At 71.1% G+C, this 14,319-nt stretch carries 12 protein-coding genes; 7 read left to right on the plus strand and 5 right to left on the minus strand.

Annotated features, from left to right (window positions below):
- The first annotated feature begins 16 nt into the window (after nucleotides 1-16).
- Nucleotides 17-955: a cation diffusion facilitator family transporter gene (locus U9J41_RS21075; protein ID WP_322404122.1), complete on the plus strand. Its 939-nt coding sequence runs from the start codon at nucleotides 17-19 to the stop codon at nucleotides 953-955.
- Nucleotides 956-968: 13 nt separating this feature from the next.
- On the opposite strand, the gene U9J41_RS21080 is transcribed toward U9J41_RS21075, so the two are convergent.
- Complete coding sequence (locus U9J41_RS21080; protein WP_322404123.1) at nucleotides 969-1,343, minus strand: hypothetical protein; 375 nt, start codon at nucleotides 1,341-1,343, stop codon at nucleotides 969-971.
- Nucleotides 1,344-1,454: 111 nt separating this feature from the next.
- Here U9J41_RS21080 and U9J41_RS21085 point away from each other — a divergent pair, with 111 nt between their 5' ends.
- The 5 genes from U9J41_RS21085 to U9J41_RS21105 all read left to right on the plus strand — a co-directional run bounded on the left by U9J41_RS21085 (nucleotide 1,455) and on the right by U9J41_RS21105 (nucleotide 7,258).
- Nucleotides 1,455-1,835 carry a DUF2946 family protein gene (locus tag U9J41_RS21085; protein WP_322404124.1) on the plus strand — a complete coding sequence of 127 codons (381 nt, stop codon included), beginning with the start codon at nucleotides 1,455-1,457 and terminating at the stop codon, nucleotides 1,833-1,835.
- Nucleotides 1,836-1,925: 90 nt separating this feature from the next.
- Nucleotides 1,926-2,300, plus strand: coding sequence for a hypothetical protein (locus U9J41_RS21090; protein WP_322404125.1), 375 nt, complete (start codon nucleotides 1,926-1,928; stop codon nucleotides 2,298-2,300).
- The gene (locus U9J41_RS21095) at nucleotides 2,300-3,697 is read left to right on the plus strand and encodes a TolC family protein (protein ID WP_322404126.1); all 1,398 of its coding nucleotides are present in this window, start codon (nucleotides 2,300-2,302) and stop codon (nucleotides 3,695-3,697) included. Before U9J41_RS21090 ends, U9J41_RS21095 begins: the two co-directional genes overlap by 1 nt.
- Complete coding sequence (locus U9J41_RS21100) at nucleotides 3,694-5,073, plus strand: multicopper oxidase family protein (RefSeq protein WP_322404127.1); 1,380 nt, start codon at nucleotides 3,694-3,696, stop codon at nucleotides 5,071-5,073. The genes U9J41_RS21095 and U9J41_RS21100 overlap by 4 nt, the downstream gene beginning before the upstream one ends.
- A 97-nt stretch (nucleotides 5,074-5,170) precedes the next feature.
- A complete protein-coding gene (locus U9J41_RS21105) occupies nucleotides 5,171-7,258 on the plus strand; it encodes a TonB-dependent receptor (protein ID WP_322404128.1) in 2,088 nt (695 codons plus the stop codon).
- On the opposite strand, the gene U9J41_RS21110 is transcribed toward U9J41_RS21105, so the two are convergent.
- The 3 genes from U9J41_RS21110 to tssF are packed head-to-tail and all read right to left on the minus strand — an operon-like array spanning nucleotide 7,259 to nucleotide 12,614.
- A complete protein-coding gene (locus U9J41_RS21110) occupies nucleotides 7,259-9,691 on the minus strand; it encodes a heavy metal translocating P-type ATPase (RefSeq protein ID WP_322404129.1) in 2,433 nt (810 codons plus the stop codon).
- 53 nt (nucleotides 9,692-9,744) lie between these two features.
- Nucleotides 9,745-10,767, minus strand: a complete 1,023-nt coding sequence (tssG, locus tag U9J41_RS21115; RefSeq protein ID WP_322404130.1) for a type VI secretion system baseplate subunit TssG — start codon at nucleotides 10,765-10,767, stop codon at nucleotides 9,745-9,747.
- Nucleotides 10,758-12,614, minus strand: a complete 1,857-nt coding sequence (tssF, locus tag U9J41_RS21120; RefSeq protein WP_322404131.1) for a type VI secretion system baseplate subunit TssF — start codon at nucleotides 12,612-12,614, stop codon at nucleotides 10,758-10,760. The genes tssG and tssF overlap by 10 nt, the downstream gene beginning before the upstream one ends.
- 101 nt (nucleotides 12,615-12,715) lie before the next feature.
- Here tssF and U9J41_RS21125 point away from each other — a divergent pair, with 101 nt between their 5' ends.
- Nucleotides 12,716-13,426, plus strand: coding sequence for a glutathione binding-like protein (locus U9J41_RS21125; RefSeq protein ID WP_322404132.1), 711 nt, complete (start codon nucleotides 12,716-12,718; stop codon nucleotides 13,424-13,426).
- 18 nt (nucleotides 13,427-13,444) lie between these two features.
- Here the strand turns inward: U9J41_RS21125 and U9J41_RS21130 are convergent, their stop codons facing one another.
- Entirely contained in the window at nucleotides 13,445-14,173 is a 729-nt protein-coding gene (locus U9J41_RS21130) for an SDR family oxidoreductase (protein ID WP_322404133.1), read from the minus strand.
- Nucleotides 14,174-14,319 lie beyond the last annotated feature (146 nt).

Genomic DNA, 14,319 nt, shown 5'->3' on the forward strand with positions numbered 1-14,319 from the left:
GCGACAACCATACACCATGACGGACAAAGAGAACGAACAAGGCGGCTCGCGCAAGGTGATCTACGCGGCGATCCTCGCGAACCTGGGCATCGCGATCGCCAAGTTCGTCGTCGCCGCCATCACGGGCAGCGCCGCCATGCTGGCCGAAGGCATCCACTCGGCCGTCGACACCGGCAACGAATTCCTGCTGCTGATCGGCGAGAGGAACAGCGAGAAGCCGGCCGACAAGAGCCACCCGTTCGGCTACGGCAAGGCGCTGTATTTCTGGGCGCTGCTCGTCGCGCTGTCCGTGTTTTCGCTGGGCGGCGGCCTGTCGATCTACCACGGCATCAGCGCGCTGCGCCATCCGGAGCCGCTGGAAGACCCGATGTGGAACTACATCGTGCTGGCCGTCTCGGCCTGCTTCGAGGGCTATAGCTGGAACGTGTCGCGCAAGGAACTCAACAAGCGGCGCAAGCCCGGCGCCTCGCTGTGGCAGACGGTCCATGCGAGCAAGGACGCGTCGGTGTTCACCGTCTTCATCGAGGATACGGCCGCCCTGCTGGGCCTGACCATCGCGGCCGTCGGCATCACGCTCGGCTTCGTGTTCGACAGCCCGTATTTCGATCCGGCCGCATCGATCGCGATCGGCCTGTTGCTCGTGGGCGCCGCGTTCGCCCTGGCGCGCGAGACGGGCGCGCTGCTCGTCGGCGAAGGCATCGGCACCGAGGCCACGCGGCGCGTGTGCGAGATCCTGCGCACCGATCCCGCCATCCAGGACGTCGGCAAGCTGCTCAGCATGCAACTGGGGCCGGACGAGGTATTGCTGACGGCGGCCGTGCAGTTCAACCGCGGCATGCGCATCGACGAAGTGGAGGCCGCGATCGAGCGGCTGGAGAAGGCCGTGGCGGCCGCGTATCCGGCGATCCAGCACATCTATTTCGAGTCCGGCGCGCTGCGCTCGGCGCTGCGCTGACAACGGCACGGCCTTATGCGCCCGGCACCGCCGGCAGCGCGCGAAAGCGCGGGGAGCGGGCCTCGAATTCGCGCAGCAGGCCCGCGACGACGGCCTCCGTGTGCATCCGCAGCGCCTCGCGATCGGCATCGCGGCGTGCCGCCGCCGTGAGCGCGGCGCATTCGGTAAGCTGCGCCAGCGCCACCGCGACGCCGTCGCGGCCGGGCGCGAGGGGGACGCTGGAGAAGCGCGGGCGGCAGTGGCGATCGAGCCGGAACGTGCCCTGCACGAGGCGCTCGACGCCCATGTCGAAGATCACCCGATCGATGACCTGCGCGGCCCGTTCGCCCACCTGGCGCCGGCTGTGCATGGCCCGTGCCGCCCGCAGGCGCGTCAAGATGCCCATCATTGCCCGTAGTCTCCTTGTCATGTCAATATGCTAGCACGTGTGACCATTCTTGCATCACCGCAAAGGCGCTGGACGGATAAAAATGCAACGGTGCCGTGCTAGAATGCCCGCGTGAATATCGTCCTGCGCTCACTGTTCGTCTGGCTGCTGTTGCTGGCCCTGCCCTTCCAGGGCCTGGCCGCCGCGCGCATGCTGCCGTCCGTGAGCGCGCCGGCCGCCATGGCGGCGGCGCACGCCGCGCCGCCGGCGCAAAGCTGCCACCACATGCCCGCCGCCCACGCGGCGCAGGCGGGCAAGGCGTCCGGCGGCGATCATCACGACCATCATCGCGGCACCTGCCCCGGCTGCTGCATCGCCGTCGCCCTCGTGCCCGCGCCGCTCGTCCCGCCGGCGTTCGCGCCGCCCTCCGTCGCGATTCCCTTCCGCGCCGGCCACGTGGCCAGCGTCGACCCGGCGCTGCCCGAACGCCCTCCCCGTCCCTCGATCGCCTGAACGGCGCGGCCTTCCGGTCCGCGCCCGTATCACGCCGCCGGCGCTCTCGATGCGCGGCGGCGCCATTCACGCATTCGACACGAGGACGACATGAAACGACTTCACCCGACCTGCGCGCTGGCCTGGCTGCTGGCCGCCACGTGCGCGCACGCCGCCGCGCAGGCTTCTTCCGCCGGCGTCGCGGATCCGCAGGCGCCGGTGCCGGCCACCCGCGCGCAGCCGGCCATCGACGACCACGCCGAACCCGCGCCGGCAGCCGGCCCCGCCATGCCCATGCCCATGCACGAGCATCACCCCGGCATGGCCATGGGCGCGATGCCGTCCACGGCCGGCGGCGGCATGACAGGCATGCAGTGCATGGGCGGCGGCGATAAGAAAAACGGCGGCGGCGCCGACCATGCCGGCACGGGCGCGCAGCCGGCCGCGTGCAAGCCGGACTGCTGCGGCCACAGGGAGGCGAAGTGATGCCGCCAGCACGATTCCTGCCGGCGGCGGCCGCGCTGGCGCTGCTCGCGGGCTGCACGACGGTCACGCCGGACGGCGGCTTCGACGACGTCGCCGCCGCGACGCGGCACCGCATCGGCGTGACGCCGCAACTGGCGCGCGACGACGCCGGACAGGGCGCGCTGGCGCCGTCGTTGCGGGCGCTGCCCGTGTTCGCGGCGGGCGCACCGCTGGACATGGACACGGCCGTGCGCATCGCCCTCGTCAACCATCCCGGCCTGCAGGCCACGTACTGGAACGTGGGGATCGCCCAGGCCGACCTGGCCCAGGCCGCGCGCCCGCGCAATCCGTCGTTCGACTTCAAGCGGCTCGCGAGCGGCGGCGCCCTCGAGATCGAACGCGGCATCACGTTCGACCTCGTCGGCATGCTGACCGCGCCGCTGGCCGCGCGCATGGAGGCGCGCCGCTTCGAGCAGGTGAAGCGCGAGGTCGGCGCCGCCATCGAGCGCCACGCGCTGGAAACGCGCACGGCGTGGATCGAGGCGGTGGCCAGCAAACAGGCCCTCGACTATGCGCGCCGCGTGCAGGCGTCGAGCGCAGCCGGCGCCGAGCTGGCCGGCCGCATGGCCAGGGCGGGCACCACGAACCAGCTCGAACTGGCGCGCGAACAGGTCTTGCATGCGCAGGCCGCGAGCGACGTCGCGCGCGCGGCCAGGCGCGCGACGGCGGCGCGCGAGCGCCTCACGCGCGCGCTGGGCCTGTGGGGCAAGGACGCCGGCTACGCGCTGCCCGACCACCTGCCCGACCTGCCCGCCGCGCCGGCGGAACTGGCCGACGTCGAACGCATCGCGCTCGAACAGCGCCTGGACGTGCAGGCCGCGAAGGCCGAGGCGTCCGCCACCGCGGCGGACCTGGGCCTCACGCGCACGACCCGCTTCGTCGACGTGCTCGACGCGGGTTACGCCGACAAGTCGGACACCGGCGCGGCCAGGCAACACGGCTACACGCTGTCGCTGGAACTGCCGTTGTTCGACTGGGGCGGTGCGCGCGTCGCCCGCGCCGAGGCCACGTACATGCAGGCCGTGAACCGCGTGGCGCTCACCGCCGTCACGGCGCGCAGCGAGGCGCGCGAGGGGTATCTCGCCTATCGCAACGCCTACGACGTGGCGCGGCATTATCGCGACACGATCATCCCGCTGCGCAAGAAGATCGGACACGAGGTCCTGCTGCGCTACAACGGCATGCTGGCCAGTCCGCAGGACCTGCTGGCCGACGCGCGCGCGCAGGCGGAGGCGGTCGGCGCGTACATCGAGGCGCTGGACACCTTCTGGACCGCCCACGCCGCGCTGGAAGCCACGCTCGGCACCCGATTGAACCCGCAGCAAGTGAACTCGCAGAACAAGGACAAGACAGAATGACCAGCCGCAGAAACTTCATCACCGGCGCGGCCGGCGCCATGGTGGGCGCCTCGCTCGTGTCGAAGGCCGGCGCGGCCGCCATTCCGGAAGCACCGGTCCAGGCCTCCGCCGCGACGCAGCCGCCGCAGCATCCAACGAGCGGCCGCCCGTACAATCCCGTCGTCACGCTCAACGGCTGGAGCCTGCCGTGGCGCATGAAGGACGGCGTCAAGGAATTCCACCTCGTGGCCGAACCCGTCGTGCGCGAGATCGCGCCCGGCATGAAGGCGAACCTGTGGGGCTACAACGGGCAAAGCCCGGGACCGACCATCGAGGTCGTGGAAGGCGACAAGGTGCGCATCTTCGTGACCAATAAGCTGCCGGAGGCGACGACCATCCACTGGCACGGCCAGATCCTGCCGAACGGCATGGACGGCGTCGCGGGACTCGTGCAGCCGGCCATCGCGCCCGGCAAGACCTTCGTCTACGAATTCGTCGCGCGCCACGCGGGCACCTTCATGTACCACCCGCACAGCGACGAGATGACGCAGATGGCGATGGGCATGATGGGCTTCTGGGTCACGCACCCGAAGGATCCGCGCCGGCAGGCCGTCGACCGCGACTTCGTGTTCCTGCTGAACGCGTACGACATCGCGCCCGGCAACTACACGCCGAACGTGAACACGATGCTCGACTTTAACCTGTGGACCATCAACAGCCGCGCCTTCCCCGGCACCGACCCGATGGTCGTGCGCAAGGACGACAAGGTGCGCATCCGGATGGGCAACCTGACGATGACGAACCACCCGTTCCACATCCACGGCCACCGCTTCGAGGTGACGGGCACGGACGGCGGCTGGATTGCGCCGGCCGCGCGCTGGCCCGAGGTAACGGTCGACATCGGCGTCGGCCAGATGCGCGCCATCGAATTTGTCGCCGACAATCCGGGCGACTGGGCCTTCCACTGCCACAAGTCGCACCACACGATGAACGCGATGAGCCACGACGCGCCGACCCTGATCGGCGTCGACCAGGCCGGCGTCGCGCAAACGATCAACGACCTCGTGCCGGGCTATATGGTCATGGGCGACAAGGGCGGATCGATGGGCGGCATGCAGATGCCGCTGCCGGAAAACACGCTGCCGATGATGGCGGGACGCGGCCCGTTCGGCGGCATCGAGATGGGCGGCATGTTCACCGTCATCAAGGTGCGCGAGGGACTGGCGCGGGGCGATTATCGCGATCCGGGCTGGTACCGGCATCCGGCCGGCACGGTGGCGCGCGAGTGGACGGGCGCGGTGCCGGAGGCCGTGAACGCGCCGGCCGCGCCGGCGCAGGGTGAACTCATCGGGACCGCGCGCCGGAGACAAGGCGGCGGCGGGCACGAGGGCCACTGACCCGCACGTCACGCCGAACAGGGCGTCGGTCACACATTGTCTTCCGAACGCTCGAATGTCCCCGACAATCCGGTTCAACGGAATGAAAGGACATGATGTGCAGAAGACGATACGATCGTCGTTCCTGTGCGGCGTCGCCGCGCTGCCGCTGACGGCGCGCGCCGGCGACGGCGACGGCGATCCGGCCGCCCCGACGGTCACCGTCACGGCCAGGAAAGCGGCCGTCGCCAGACAACTCGACAAGACGGTCTACCAGGTCGCCGACACGCCGCGGGCCGCCAACGGCTCCGCGCAGGACGTGCTGCAGGCGACCCCTGAGGTCTCGGTCACGGCCGACGGGCAAATCGCGGTCAAGGGCAATACCCAGGTCACGGTCCTCGTCGACGGCAAGCCGACGGCGATGCTGTCGGGGTCCGGCGAAGAACGCGCGCTGGCGCTGCAGACCATGAGCGGCGCCGACATCGCGAGCGTCGAAGTCATCACGAATCCATCCGCCGCGTATCGCGCCAACGGCGGCGCGATCCTGAATATCGTCCTGAAGCGCAACCGCAAGCCCGGCGCGCATGCGCAGATCCAGGGCAGCGCCACGGACCAGGGCCTGTGGAACGCCGGCGCGTCGGGCGACGCGACCCGGGGCCGGTTGAGCGTGCACGGCAACGTGGCGTACCGCCATGACGGCACGCTGAAGATCCGCCGCTCGCAGGTGGACTGGAATAATCCCGTCGCAAGCGAGTCGGGACAGACGCTGCAGACTTCGCGCGTCTTCATCCGGCGCATCGTCGACAGCGCGGCGCTGGGCGCCGATTATGCCCTGAGCGACGCGGACAGCGTCAGCCTGTCGGCGCGCCATAACCAACGGCGCTCGCGTCCCTTGTTCGACGTCCTCAACGAGACCAGTACCGGCGCCGCCGCGACCACCTTTCACCGCATCTCCAACGGGCCGAACGAGCAGTCGGACGACAGCGCCAACCTGAGCGTCAGCCACCAGGGCGACGGCACGGCGCTCAAGGCGACGGTCCAGCACAGCGCGACGGCCACTATGGTCGACAAGTCGTATCGCGACGTATTCGTGGCACCCGCGCGCGCCACCGACGACAGCCATGGCGCGACGCGGTCGGCGCGCCGCCTCGACCAGGCCACGGTCGACTGGACCGGCGCGGCGGCACACGGCCAATGGGGCATGGGCCTGGATCTCCGGGACCAGACCGACGCCATCGGCAACTACCAGGCGCGGGTCGATCCCGCGACCGGCGCCGAGACGCCCGATCCGGCCACGACCAACGGCTACACCGTGACGACGACCGTGCACGCCGCCTACCTGACCGACCGGATCCGGCGCGGCAAATGGGAAGCGCTGCTGGGCGGCCGGGCCGAACGCATGGCGCTGCGCGTGAATCCGGCACAGGGAGGCGCGCAAACCGGACACTGGCAGGCATTCGATCCGAGCCTGCACCTGAAGTACGCGTTCGGCGACGACGCCGACCTGACGCTCGCCTATCGCCGCAGCCTGCAAATGCCCGATCCGCGCGACCGCAATCCATTCACGACCTATGTCGACGCGCAGAATCTGAGCCGAGGCAATCCCGGCCTCAGGCCGCAGCGGCTGACCGCATGGGAGATCGGCGCGCATGCCGGCACGGCACACCTGGACGGCAATGCCGGCGCCTTCTACCGCACGAGCCGCGATACGGTGACGGACGCGCGCAGTTTTGCCGAGAACGTGCTGGTCACGTCGAAGCAGAACGGCGGACAGGCCCGCTCGGCCGGCATCACGGGCTCGCTCGACTGGACACCGGATGCGGCGCTGCGCCTGGGCGTGGACGGCGGCGCGTATCGCGTGGTGCTGGACACGCCCGACCTCGCCGGCCCCGTGCGCCAGGCCGGCGTTGCCGGCTACCTGAACCTCAGGGCGGCGTACCGCGTCGGCCGCGACGACGTGGCACTCGATGCGCATGGCCAGTCGACCGCGCTCACGCCGCTGGGCCGCCTCGGTGCGACCAGCAGCGTGAACCTGACGTGGAAGCATGCCCTGAGCAAGACGCTCGGCCTGACGGTCAATGCGAACGACATCTTCGACGGCAGCGCACGCGCCTATCGGACCGACACGAGCACGTTCCGCCGGGCCGGGTTCGACCATTTCGTCGTCCGGCGGATCTATGTCGGCTTCGTCAAGAAGATCGAGTGATCAGGCGCCGCGGGCCGTCACCGGATACCCGGCCGCGTCGATCGCCCGCGCGATCGCGTCCAGGTCGGCGGTGCTCTCGACCTTGACTTTCTTGGTCGGCAAATCCACCTCGACCTTCGCATCCTTGTCGATGGCCTGCACGGACTTGGTGACGCGGCCCACGCAGTGGCCGCAGCTCATGTCTTCGACGGTCAATTCATACATCGTGTGTGCTCCTTGTACTTGGGGCAGGTCCGCCCCGGTGGTTGAAATCGTATCGTCGGCGGCGGGACGCGGCGCCGGCCGCCAGCGCCGCAGCAGCAGCGCATTGGTGACGACGCTGACGGAACTCAGCGCCATCGCCGCCCCGGCCAGCACGGGATTCAGCAGGCCCAGCGCCGCGACGGGGATGCCGACGACGTTGTAGATGAAGGCCCACATCAGGTTCTGGCGGATCTTGCGCCACGTGCGGTCCGAGATGTCGATGGCGTCCGCCACGAGCAGCGGGTCGCCGCGCATCAGGGTGATCGCGGCCGTGTGCAGCGCCACGTCGGTGCCGCCCGCCATGGCGATGCCGACGTCGGCTGCCGCCAGCGCGGGGGCGTCGTTGATGCCGTCGCCCACCATGCCCACCTTGCGCCCTTCCCGCATCAGGCCGCGCACGGCATCGGCCTTGTCCTGCGGCTGCACGTGCGCGACCCAGCGCGTGAGGCTGAGCGCCTGCGCGACGGCGCGCGCGCTGCCTTCGTTGTCCCCGCTGAGCATCATGCTGTCCACGCCGAGGGCGCGCAGGCGCGCGATGGCCGCCTGGCTCGTCGGCTTGAGGCGGTCGCCGAATGCGAGCACGCCTTCCACGCTGATCGCACCGCCCTGGTCGCGGGCCAGCCACGACACGGTGCGGCCGTCCGCCTCGTGGCGCGCGGCCGCGGCGACCAGCGCGGGCGGCAAGTCAGCGTCCGCGCCGATCTCGTCCAGCATGCGCCGGTTGCCGAGATAAACCGTGTCGCCGTCAACGCGGGCACGCACGCCGCGGCCCGGCAGCGCCGCGGATTCCGTCGCGGGCGGCGCGGCCACCGCGCGCGCCGCGGCCAGTTCCGTCACGGCGCGCGCCAGCGGATGCGCACTGCCCTGCTGCACGGCCGCGGCCAATGCCAGCAGCCGGCGCGTGTCGCCGCCTTCCAGCGCGACGACGCGCGGGCGGCCTTCGGTCAGCGTGCCCGTCTTGTCGAACACGACCATCTCGAGCGCGTGCGCCGTCTCCAGCGCCTCCGCGTCCTTGATCAGGATGCCGTGGCGCGCGGCGGCGCCCGTGCCGACCATGATCCCCGTCGGCGTGGCGAGACCCAGCGCGCACGGGCACGCGATCACCTGCACGGCCACCGCGTTCAGCAGCGCGTGCTGCCAGTCGCCGGTCGCCAGGCCCCAGGCCAGCAAGGTGACGAGGGAGATCAGGAGCACGACGGGCACGAACACGGCGCTGACCTTGTCGACGAGCCGCTGGATCGGCGCCTTGGCGGCCTGCGCATCCTCGACCATGCGGATGATTTGGGACAGCATGCTGTCGGCGCCGACCGCGGTCGCCTCGGCCAGCAGCAGGCCCTCGCCGTTGACGGCGCCGCCGGTCACGCGGTCGGCCGTGCCCTTCGCCACCGGCAGGCTCTCGCCCGTCAGCAGGGATTCGTCCAGATGGCTGGCGCCTTCCACGACGCGGCCGTCGGCCGGCACGCGTTCGCCCGGCCGCACGACCATCAGGTCGCCGGCGCGCAGGTCGTCGAGTGCGATCGTCACGTCGAGGCCATTGCGGCGGACGATGGCCTCGGCGGGCCGCAACGCCTCCAGCGCGCGGATCGCGGCGACGGTCTGGTGCCGCGCGCGGCCTTCCAGCCACTTGCCCAGCAAGACGAGCGTGATGACGACGGCGGCGGATTCGAAGTACAGGTGCCCGCCGCCCGCGTTCAACAGCTGGTACAGCGACAGGAAGTAGGCGGCCGACGTGCCGATCGCAACGAGCAGGTCCATATTGCCGGCGCCCGCGCGCACGGCCTTCCAGCCGGCCCGGTAGAAGCGCGCGCCGAGCCAGAACTGGACGGGCGTCGCCAGCAGCAGCTGCAGCCAGCCCGGCAGCATCCAGTCGATGCCGAACGGCGCCAGCAGCATCGGAGCGATGAGCGGGACGCTGAGCAGCGCGGCCACGGCGACGGGCCACCACGTCGGCAGGCCCGTCGCCGCGGGCGCCCCGGCCTTGGCGCTGCCGGCCGGCCGCGCCGCGTAGCCGGCCCGCTCGACGGCGGCCACGATGGCCGCCAGGTCCAGCCCGTCGCCCTGCACGGCCGCGCGCTCCGTCGCCAGATTGACGCTCGCGGCACGCACGCCCGGCACGGCCTTGATCGCCTTCTCCACGCGCGCCACGCACGATGCGCAGGTCATCCCGCCGATATCGATGTCGATCCCCATGCTGATTCTCCTGTGATTACCGACACAGGATATGCCTTCCTACAATGGGAAGGTCAAGGGGATTTTGTGGCGGACAGGGGCGGCAGCGGATCGAGCGGCCGGAGTTCGTAGCGGAGGTCGGCGCGGTCGGCCGCGGCGGCGGCGCTGAGCAGATAGCTGTCCAGGCCCAGCCGGCGGCCGGCCGGCGCCAGTCGCACCGGTCCCAGGTCGGCCCGGCGCAGCACGAGCACGATGTCGTAGGCGAGCGTCGGGACGGCGAACAGGCCGAGCAAGGTACGCAGCGCGCGGGCGCCCGGCGCGCCGGGCAGGAAGTGGTCGTAGCGGGCCCGGTCGAGGGGGCCGATGCGCACGCGCACGCGCAGGTCGGGGCGCCAGCTGCGCGCGCCCAGCAGCGCGCGCCGGCCGAGCAGCGCGCGGTTTTCGAATTTTGTGCCGAGGGCGCTCTGTTCGGACACAGCCAGGCGGTCCCAATGGCCGACGCCCTCCTGCACGCGCACGGTCACGCCGAAGTGGCTGGACAGCACCCGGCCCAGCACGACCGCCGACACGGGCCGCCGGCGCAGCAGGCCCGCGAACGCGGCCAGCGCCGTGTCCGCGACGCCGTCCTCCGCGAACGCCGCGCCGCCCGGCACGCCGGCCAGCGCCAGCAGCATGGGGAGAAACCCGTCGCGCGGGCCGGCCACGAGGTGCTCGACCCGGTATTTCTGCCACGCGCCGTACCACAGCGCGAGCATGCGCGTGCTGAACATGTCGAGGAAGGCGCGGGTGGCTTGTGCGTCCGGCGCGTCGGCCGGCAGCGCGAGCAGGCGCTCCGTCACGTGCAGCGGCAGCGCCCCGTGCGCGCCAAGGAGGCCCATGAAGCTGGGCGTCAGGCGGTAGCCGTCCCGCTCCCGCGCCGCCGCCTCCAGCTGGCTGGGCGGGAACGACAGCGCGACGCTGTTGGCGAAGCGCAGGTGGCGCTCGAGCGCGCGGCGCGCGGGGATGCCGCGCTCGTCCAGCGCCAACAGCAGCAGGCGCACGGCCTGCACGAAGTCGAAGCGCTGGGGCTCGGCCAGCAGGCGCGCGATCAGGTCCATCCGCCGCCGCTCGTCCGCGGAGCGCAGGCGAGGATTTCGCGGCCGGTCTGGTGCGACACGACCTGCAGCCGGGTGAAGCAGTTGAGCTGGCCGTTCAGGGCAAAATAATGGTCGAGCACCTGCACGAACGGATACAGGCCGGTGCCGGCGAACGCGTCCTCGTCGACCGTGAGGCGGATGCCCATGCCGGGCATGAGGCTGGCGACGGGCGCCGCGCCGACCCACGCGCGCACCGTACCGTGTTCCAGCCCGACGATGCCGGCGATCTGGCGCTGCGCCACGGGCGCACGCGGCAGGTCGTACAGCACGAGCATCTTGCGGAAATCGTCCAGGCCCGCCATCGTCAGGCCGGCATGGTTCAGCGCCAGGTGGGCGATCAGGCGCCAGTGCGTGCCGCGCGTGCCGGCGAAGCGCCAGCTGGGCGTCGGCTTGCGCAGCATGCGGATGGGGGCCAGGGCCGACAGCTCGTCGCTGCGCAGGTCGCCCTGCGGCTGGCCGTACGGCAGGCGCGACGGCACGTCGCGGTTGCTGCACGTCAGCTCGGTGGAAAGCGTCGCGCCGGCCGCGTCGAGCGGGTGGAAATCGCCGTCGACGAGCGCGATGCGCATCTCGTGGCCGGGACTGACGGCGGCCGTCGCGTAGTCGCGCCGCGCGATCCAGTAGTGCGCCGCATCCGCCCTGCCCGCGTCGCCGGATGCCGCTTCGCCCGGCGCATACAGCGGCGCGAACGGGGTCACGGTGCCGGTGCCTTCGCGCACCAGGCGCACCGCGTCCACGCTGTGGATTTCGTAGGCCGCCGCGTGGGCGCCGTCGGCGAGCAGCGGGTAGTCGGCGCTCGTGTAGGCGAGCTGCAGCGGCGCGCCGGCCTTGGGGAACAGATTGATGACGGGCGTGCAGCCGGCCAGCAGGTTGCGCGCGTCCAGCCCGGCCAGCAGGCGGGCGCCGTCGGAATCGGGGGCGATGCCGGACAGCGCGACATGCAGCGTGAACCGGCGGCAGCGCGGCGGCAGCAAATCGTCCAGGGCCGCCAGGTCGACGTCGATGAAATTGAATTTTTCCGGATAACAGAAATACTCCGTCAGCAGGCGCGGCGCCGGATGCGAGCGCGCGGGATACGGCAGCATCGCGTCCTCGTCCGCGAATCCGGCCAGCCGCAGCGGCACGCGCGCGAGCGGCAGCCAGCCCTTGTCGCCTTCCGGCTGCAGCCAGGCGGACGCGGCGCGCAGGAACAGCGCGTCGACCAGCGCGGCGCGGGTCGACGCGTCGCCGTCGGCGAACAGGCGCAGCGCCGGCGGCAGGCGGTCGGGAAAGCCGCCGCGCGCCGTCTCGAGCGTGAGGCTGATGCCGCAGGCGCTGTTGCTCGCTACCTTGCGCGGCGCGCGCAGTGCGCTTGGGACGTCGAGCAGCGGCACGAATGCGAGCCGCGCCACCGTGAGCGGCGCCAGCAGCACGTCGTAGACGGTGCGGAACAGGCATGGCGCATCCGTTGCGGCGCCGGTGCGCAGCATCGTGCCGCGCGCGAGCACGAACGGCTTTTCCGGCACCTCGGCGGGCGCGCGGTAGCCCACCTGGACGACGGAATACGACGGCAGCGGCCGCAGGTAATGGGGATACAGGCTGTCCAGCAGGGCTTCGGTGAACTTGGGATAATCGTCGTCGAGGCGCTTGTTGATCCGCGCGGACAGCAATGCGACGGACTGGATCAGGCGCGCGACGCCGGGATCGTCCCAGGTGTCGCCGGTCACGTGCAGGTCGCTGGCCGGCTTGGGGTAGCGGGCGCGGAATTCGCGCGCGAACTGCCCGAACAACCCCAGCTCTTCCTCGTAGTAGCGCAGCAGCTCGTCCATGGCTCCCCATCGTTGCCCAAGACCAAGATGCATGCTCCCACCCTGCGCAACACCGTATCTTGAGTACAATCAACGCAATCCAACCGACAGGAGAATCGTCCGTGACCGACCTGAACCAATTCCTCATCACGCAGAAATGGCCCGCGCAGCACCCCGACCGCCTGCAGCTGTATTCGCTGCCGACGCCGAACGGCGTCAAGGTGTCGATCATGCTGGAAGAGGTCAAGCTGCCGTACGAGGTGCACCGCATCGCGTTCGACAAGAACGAGCAGACGAGCCCGGAATTCATGGCGCTGAACCCGAACAACAAGATCCCCGCGATCATCGACCCCGACGGCCCCGGCGGCAAGCCGCTGCCGCTGTTCGAATCGGGCGCGATCCTGCTGTACCTCGCCGAGAAGACGGGCCAGCTGCTGCCCGCGGACCCGGCGCGGCGCTACGAGGCGATCCAGTGGCTGATGTTCCAGATGGGCGGCATCGGCCCGATGTTCGGCCAGCTGGGGTTCTTCCACAAGTTCGCCGGCCGCGAATACGAGGACAAGCGCCCGCGCGACCGCTACGTGCACGAGGCCAGGCGCCTGCTGGGCGTGCTCGACGCGCACCTGCGCGGCCGCGACTGGATCATGGGCGACGAGTACACGATCGCCGACATCGCGACCTTCCCGTGGGTGAACAACCTGATCGGCTTCTACGACGCGGGCGAGATCGTCGGCTTCGACCGCTTCCCGGAAGTGGGCCGCGTGCTGGAAACCTTCCGTGCCCGCCCGGCCGTCGCCGAAGGCCTGCAGATCCCGCGCGCGCCGGCCGCGTAACCGGGCCCGCGACAGCGCTCAGGACAGCGTGCGCAGGTCGGCGATCACCTCGGCCCCGAAACCGGCGCCGAGCAGGTAGTCGATCAGGTGTTCGGCGCATTCGTCCGGATCGAGGAGCGCGCCGGTCTCCTTGAGGTCGACGAAGCGCTGGCGCATGGGGAAGCGTTCCTCCGGCACGGCGCGGATCTCGGACTGCATGCTGGTGTCGATGACGCCCGGCGCCAGGCTGCAGATGCGCACGCCCCGCTCGCGGTCCAGCGCGACCGCGCGCGCGTGGTGGTCGAGGGCGGCCTTGGTGGCGCAGTAGACGCTCCAGCCCGCGTACGGGCTGCGGCCCGCGCCGCTGGAGATGTGCAGGATGCGCCGCTGCGCCCCGTCGCTGGCGCGCACGACGGCCGCCGCCAACGCCATCGGCGCCGCCACGTTCAGCTGCACGGCGCGCAGCACGGCCTGCGGGTCCTGGGCGTCGAGCGGGCCGACCGGGCTGACCATGCCCGCATTGTTCAGCAGCAGGACGGCGCCGGTGCCGTCCAGGTAAGCGCCGAGGGCGCCGCCCGCCAGCCAGCCGGACAACGCGACGCTGTCGGCCAGGTCGAGCTCGATCTCCTCGAACAGGTCGGGATACGCGTCGGCCAGCTCGGGCGCGCGGCTGCGCGCCAGGCCCAGCACGGGCACGCCGCGCGCCAGCAGGTTGCCGGCGAGCGCGGCGCCGAGGCCCCTGGTGTGGCCGGTGATGATCGCTTTCATGGTGGTCTCCCTGGTGCCGCCGCGGGCCGCCCTGCGCGGGCCGACGCCGATACAGGAAATGTTAACCCATGGACCGGGTCGCGGCCAATCGTGCGCGTGGTCCGCCGCGTGAGAATTCGATAGATTGCCGGACCGGGATGTGCGCT

This window comes from Massilia luteola, assembly GCF_034420155.1.
Lineage (GTDB): Bacteria > Pseudomonadota > Gammaproteobacteria > Burkholderiales > Burkholderiaceae_D > Telluria > Telluria luteola.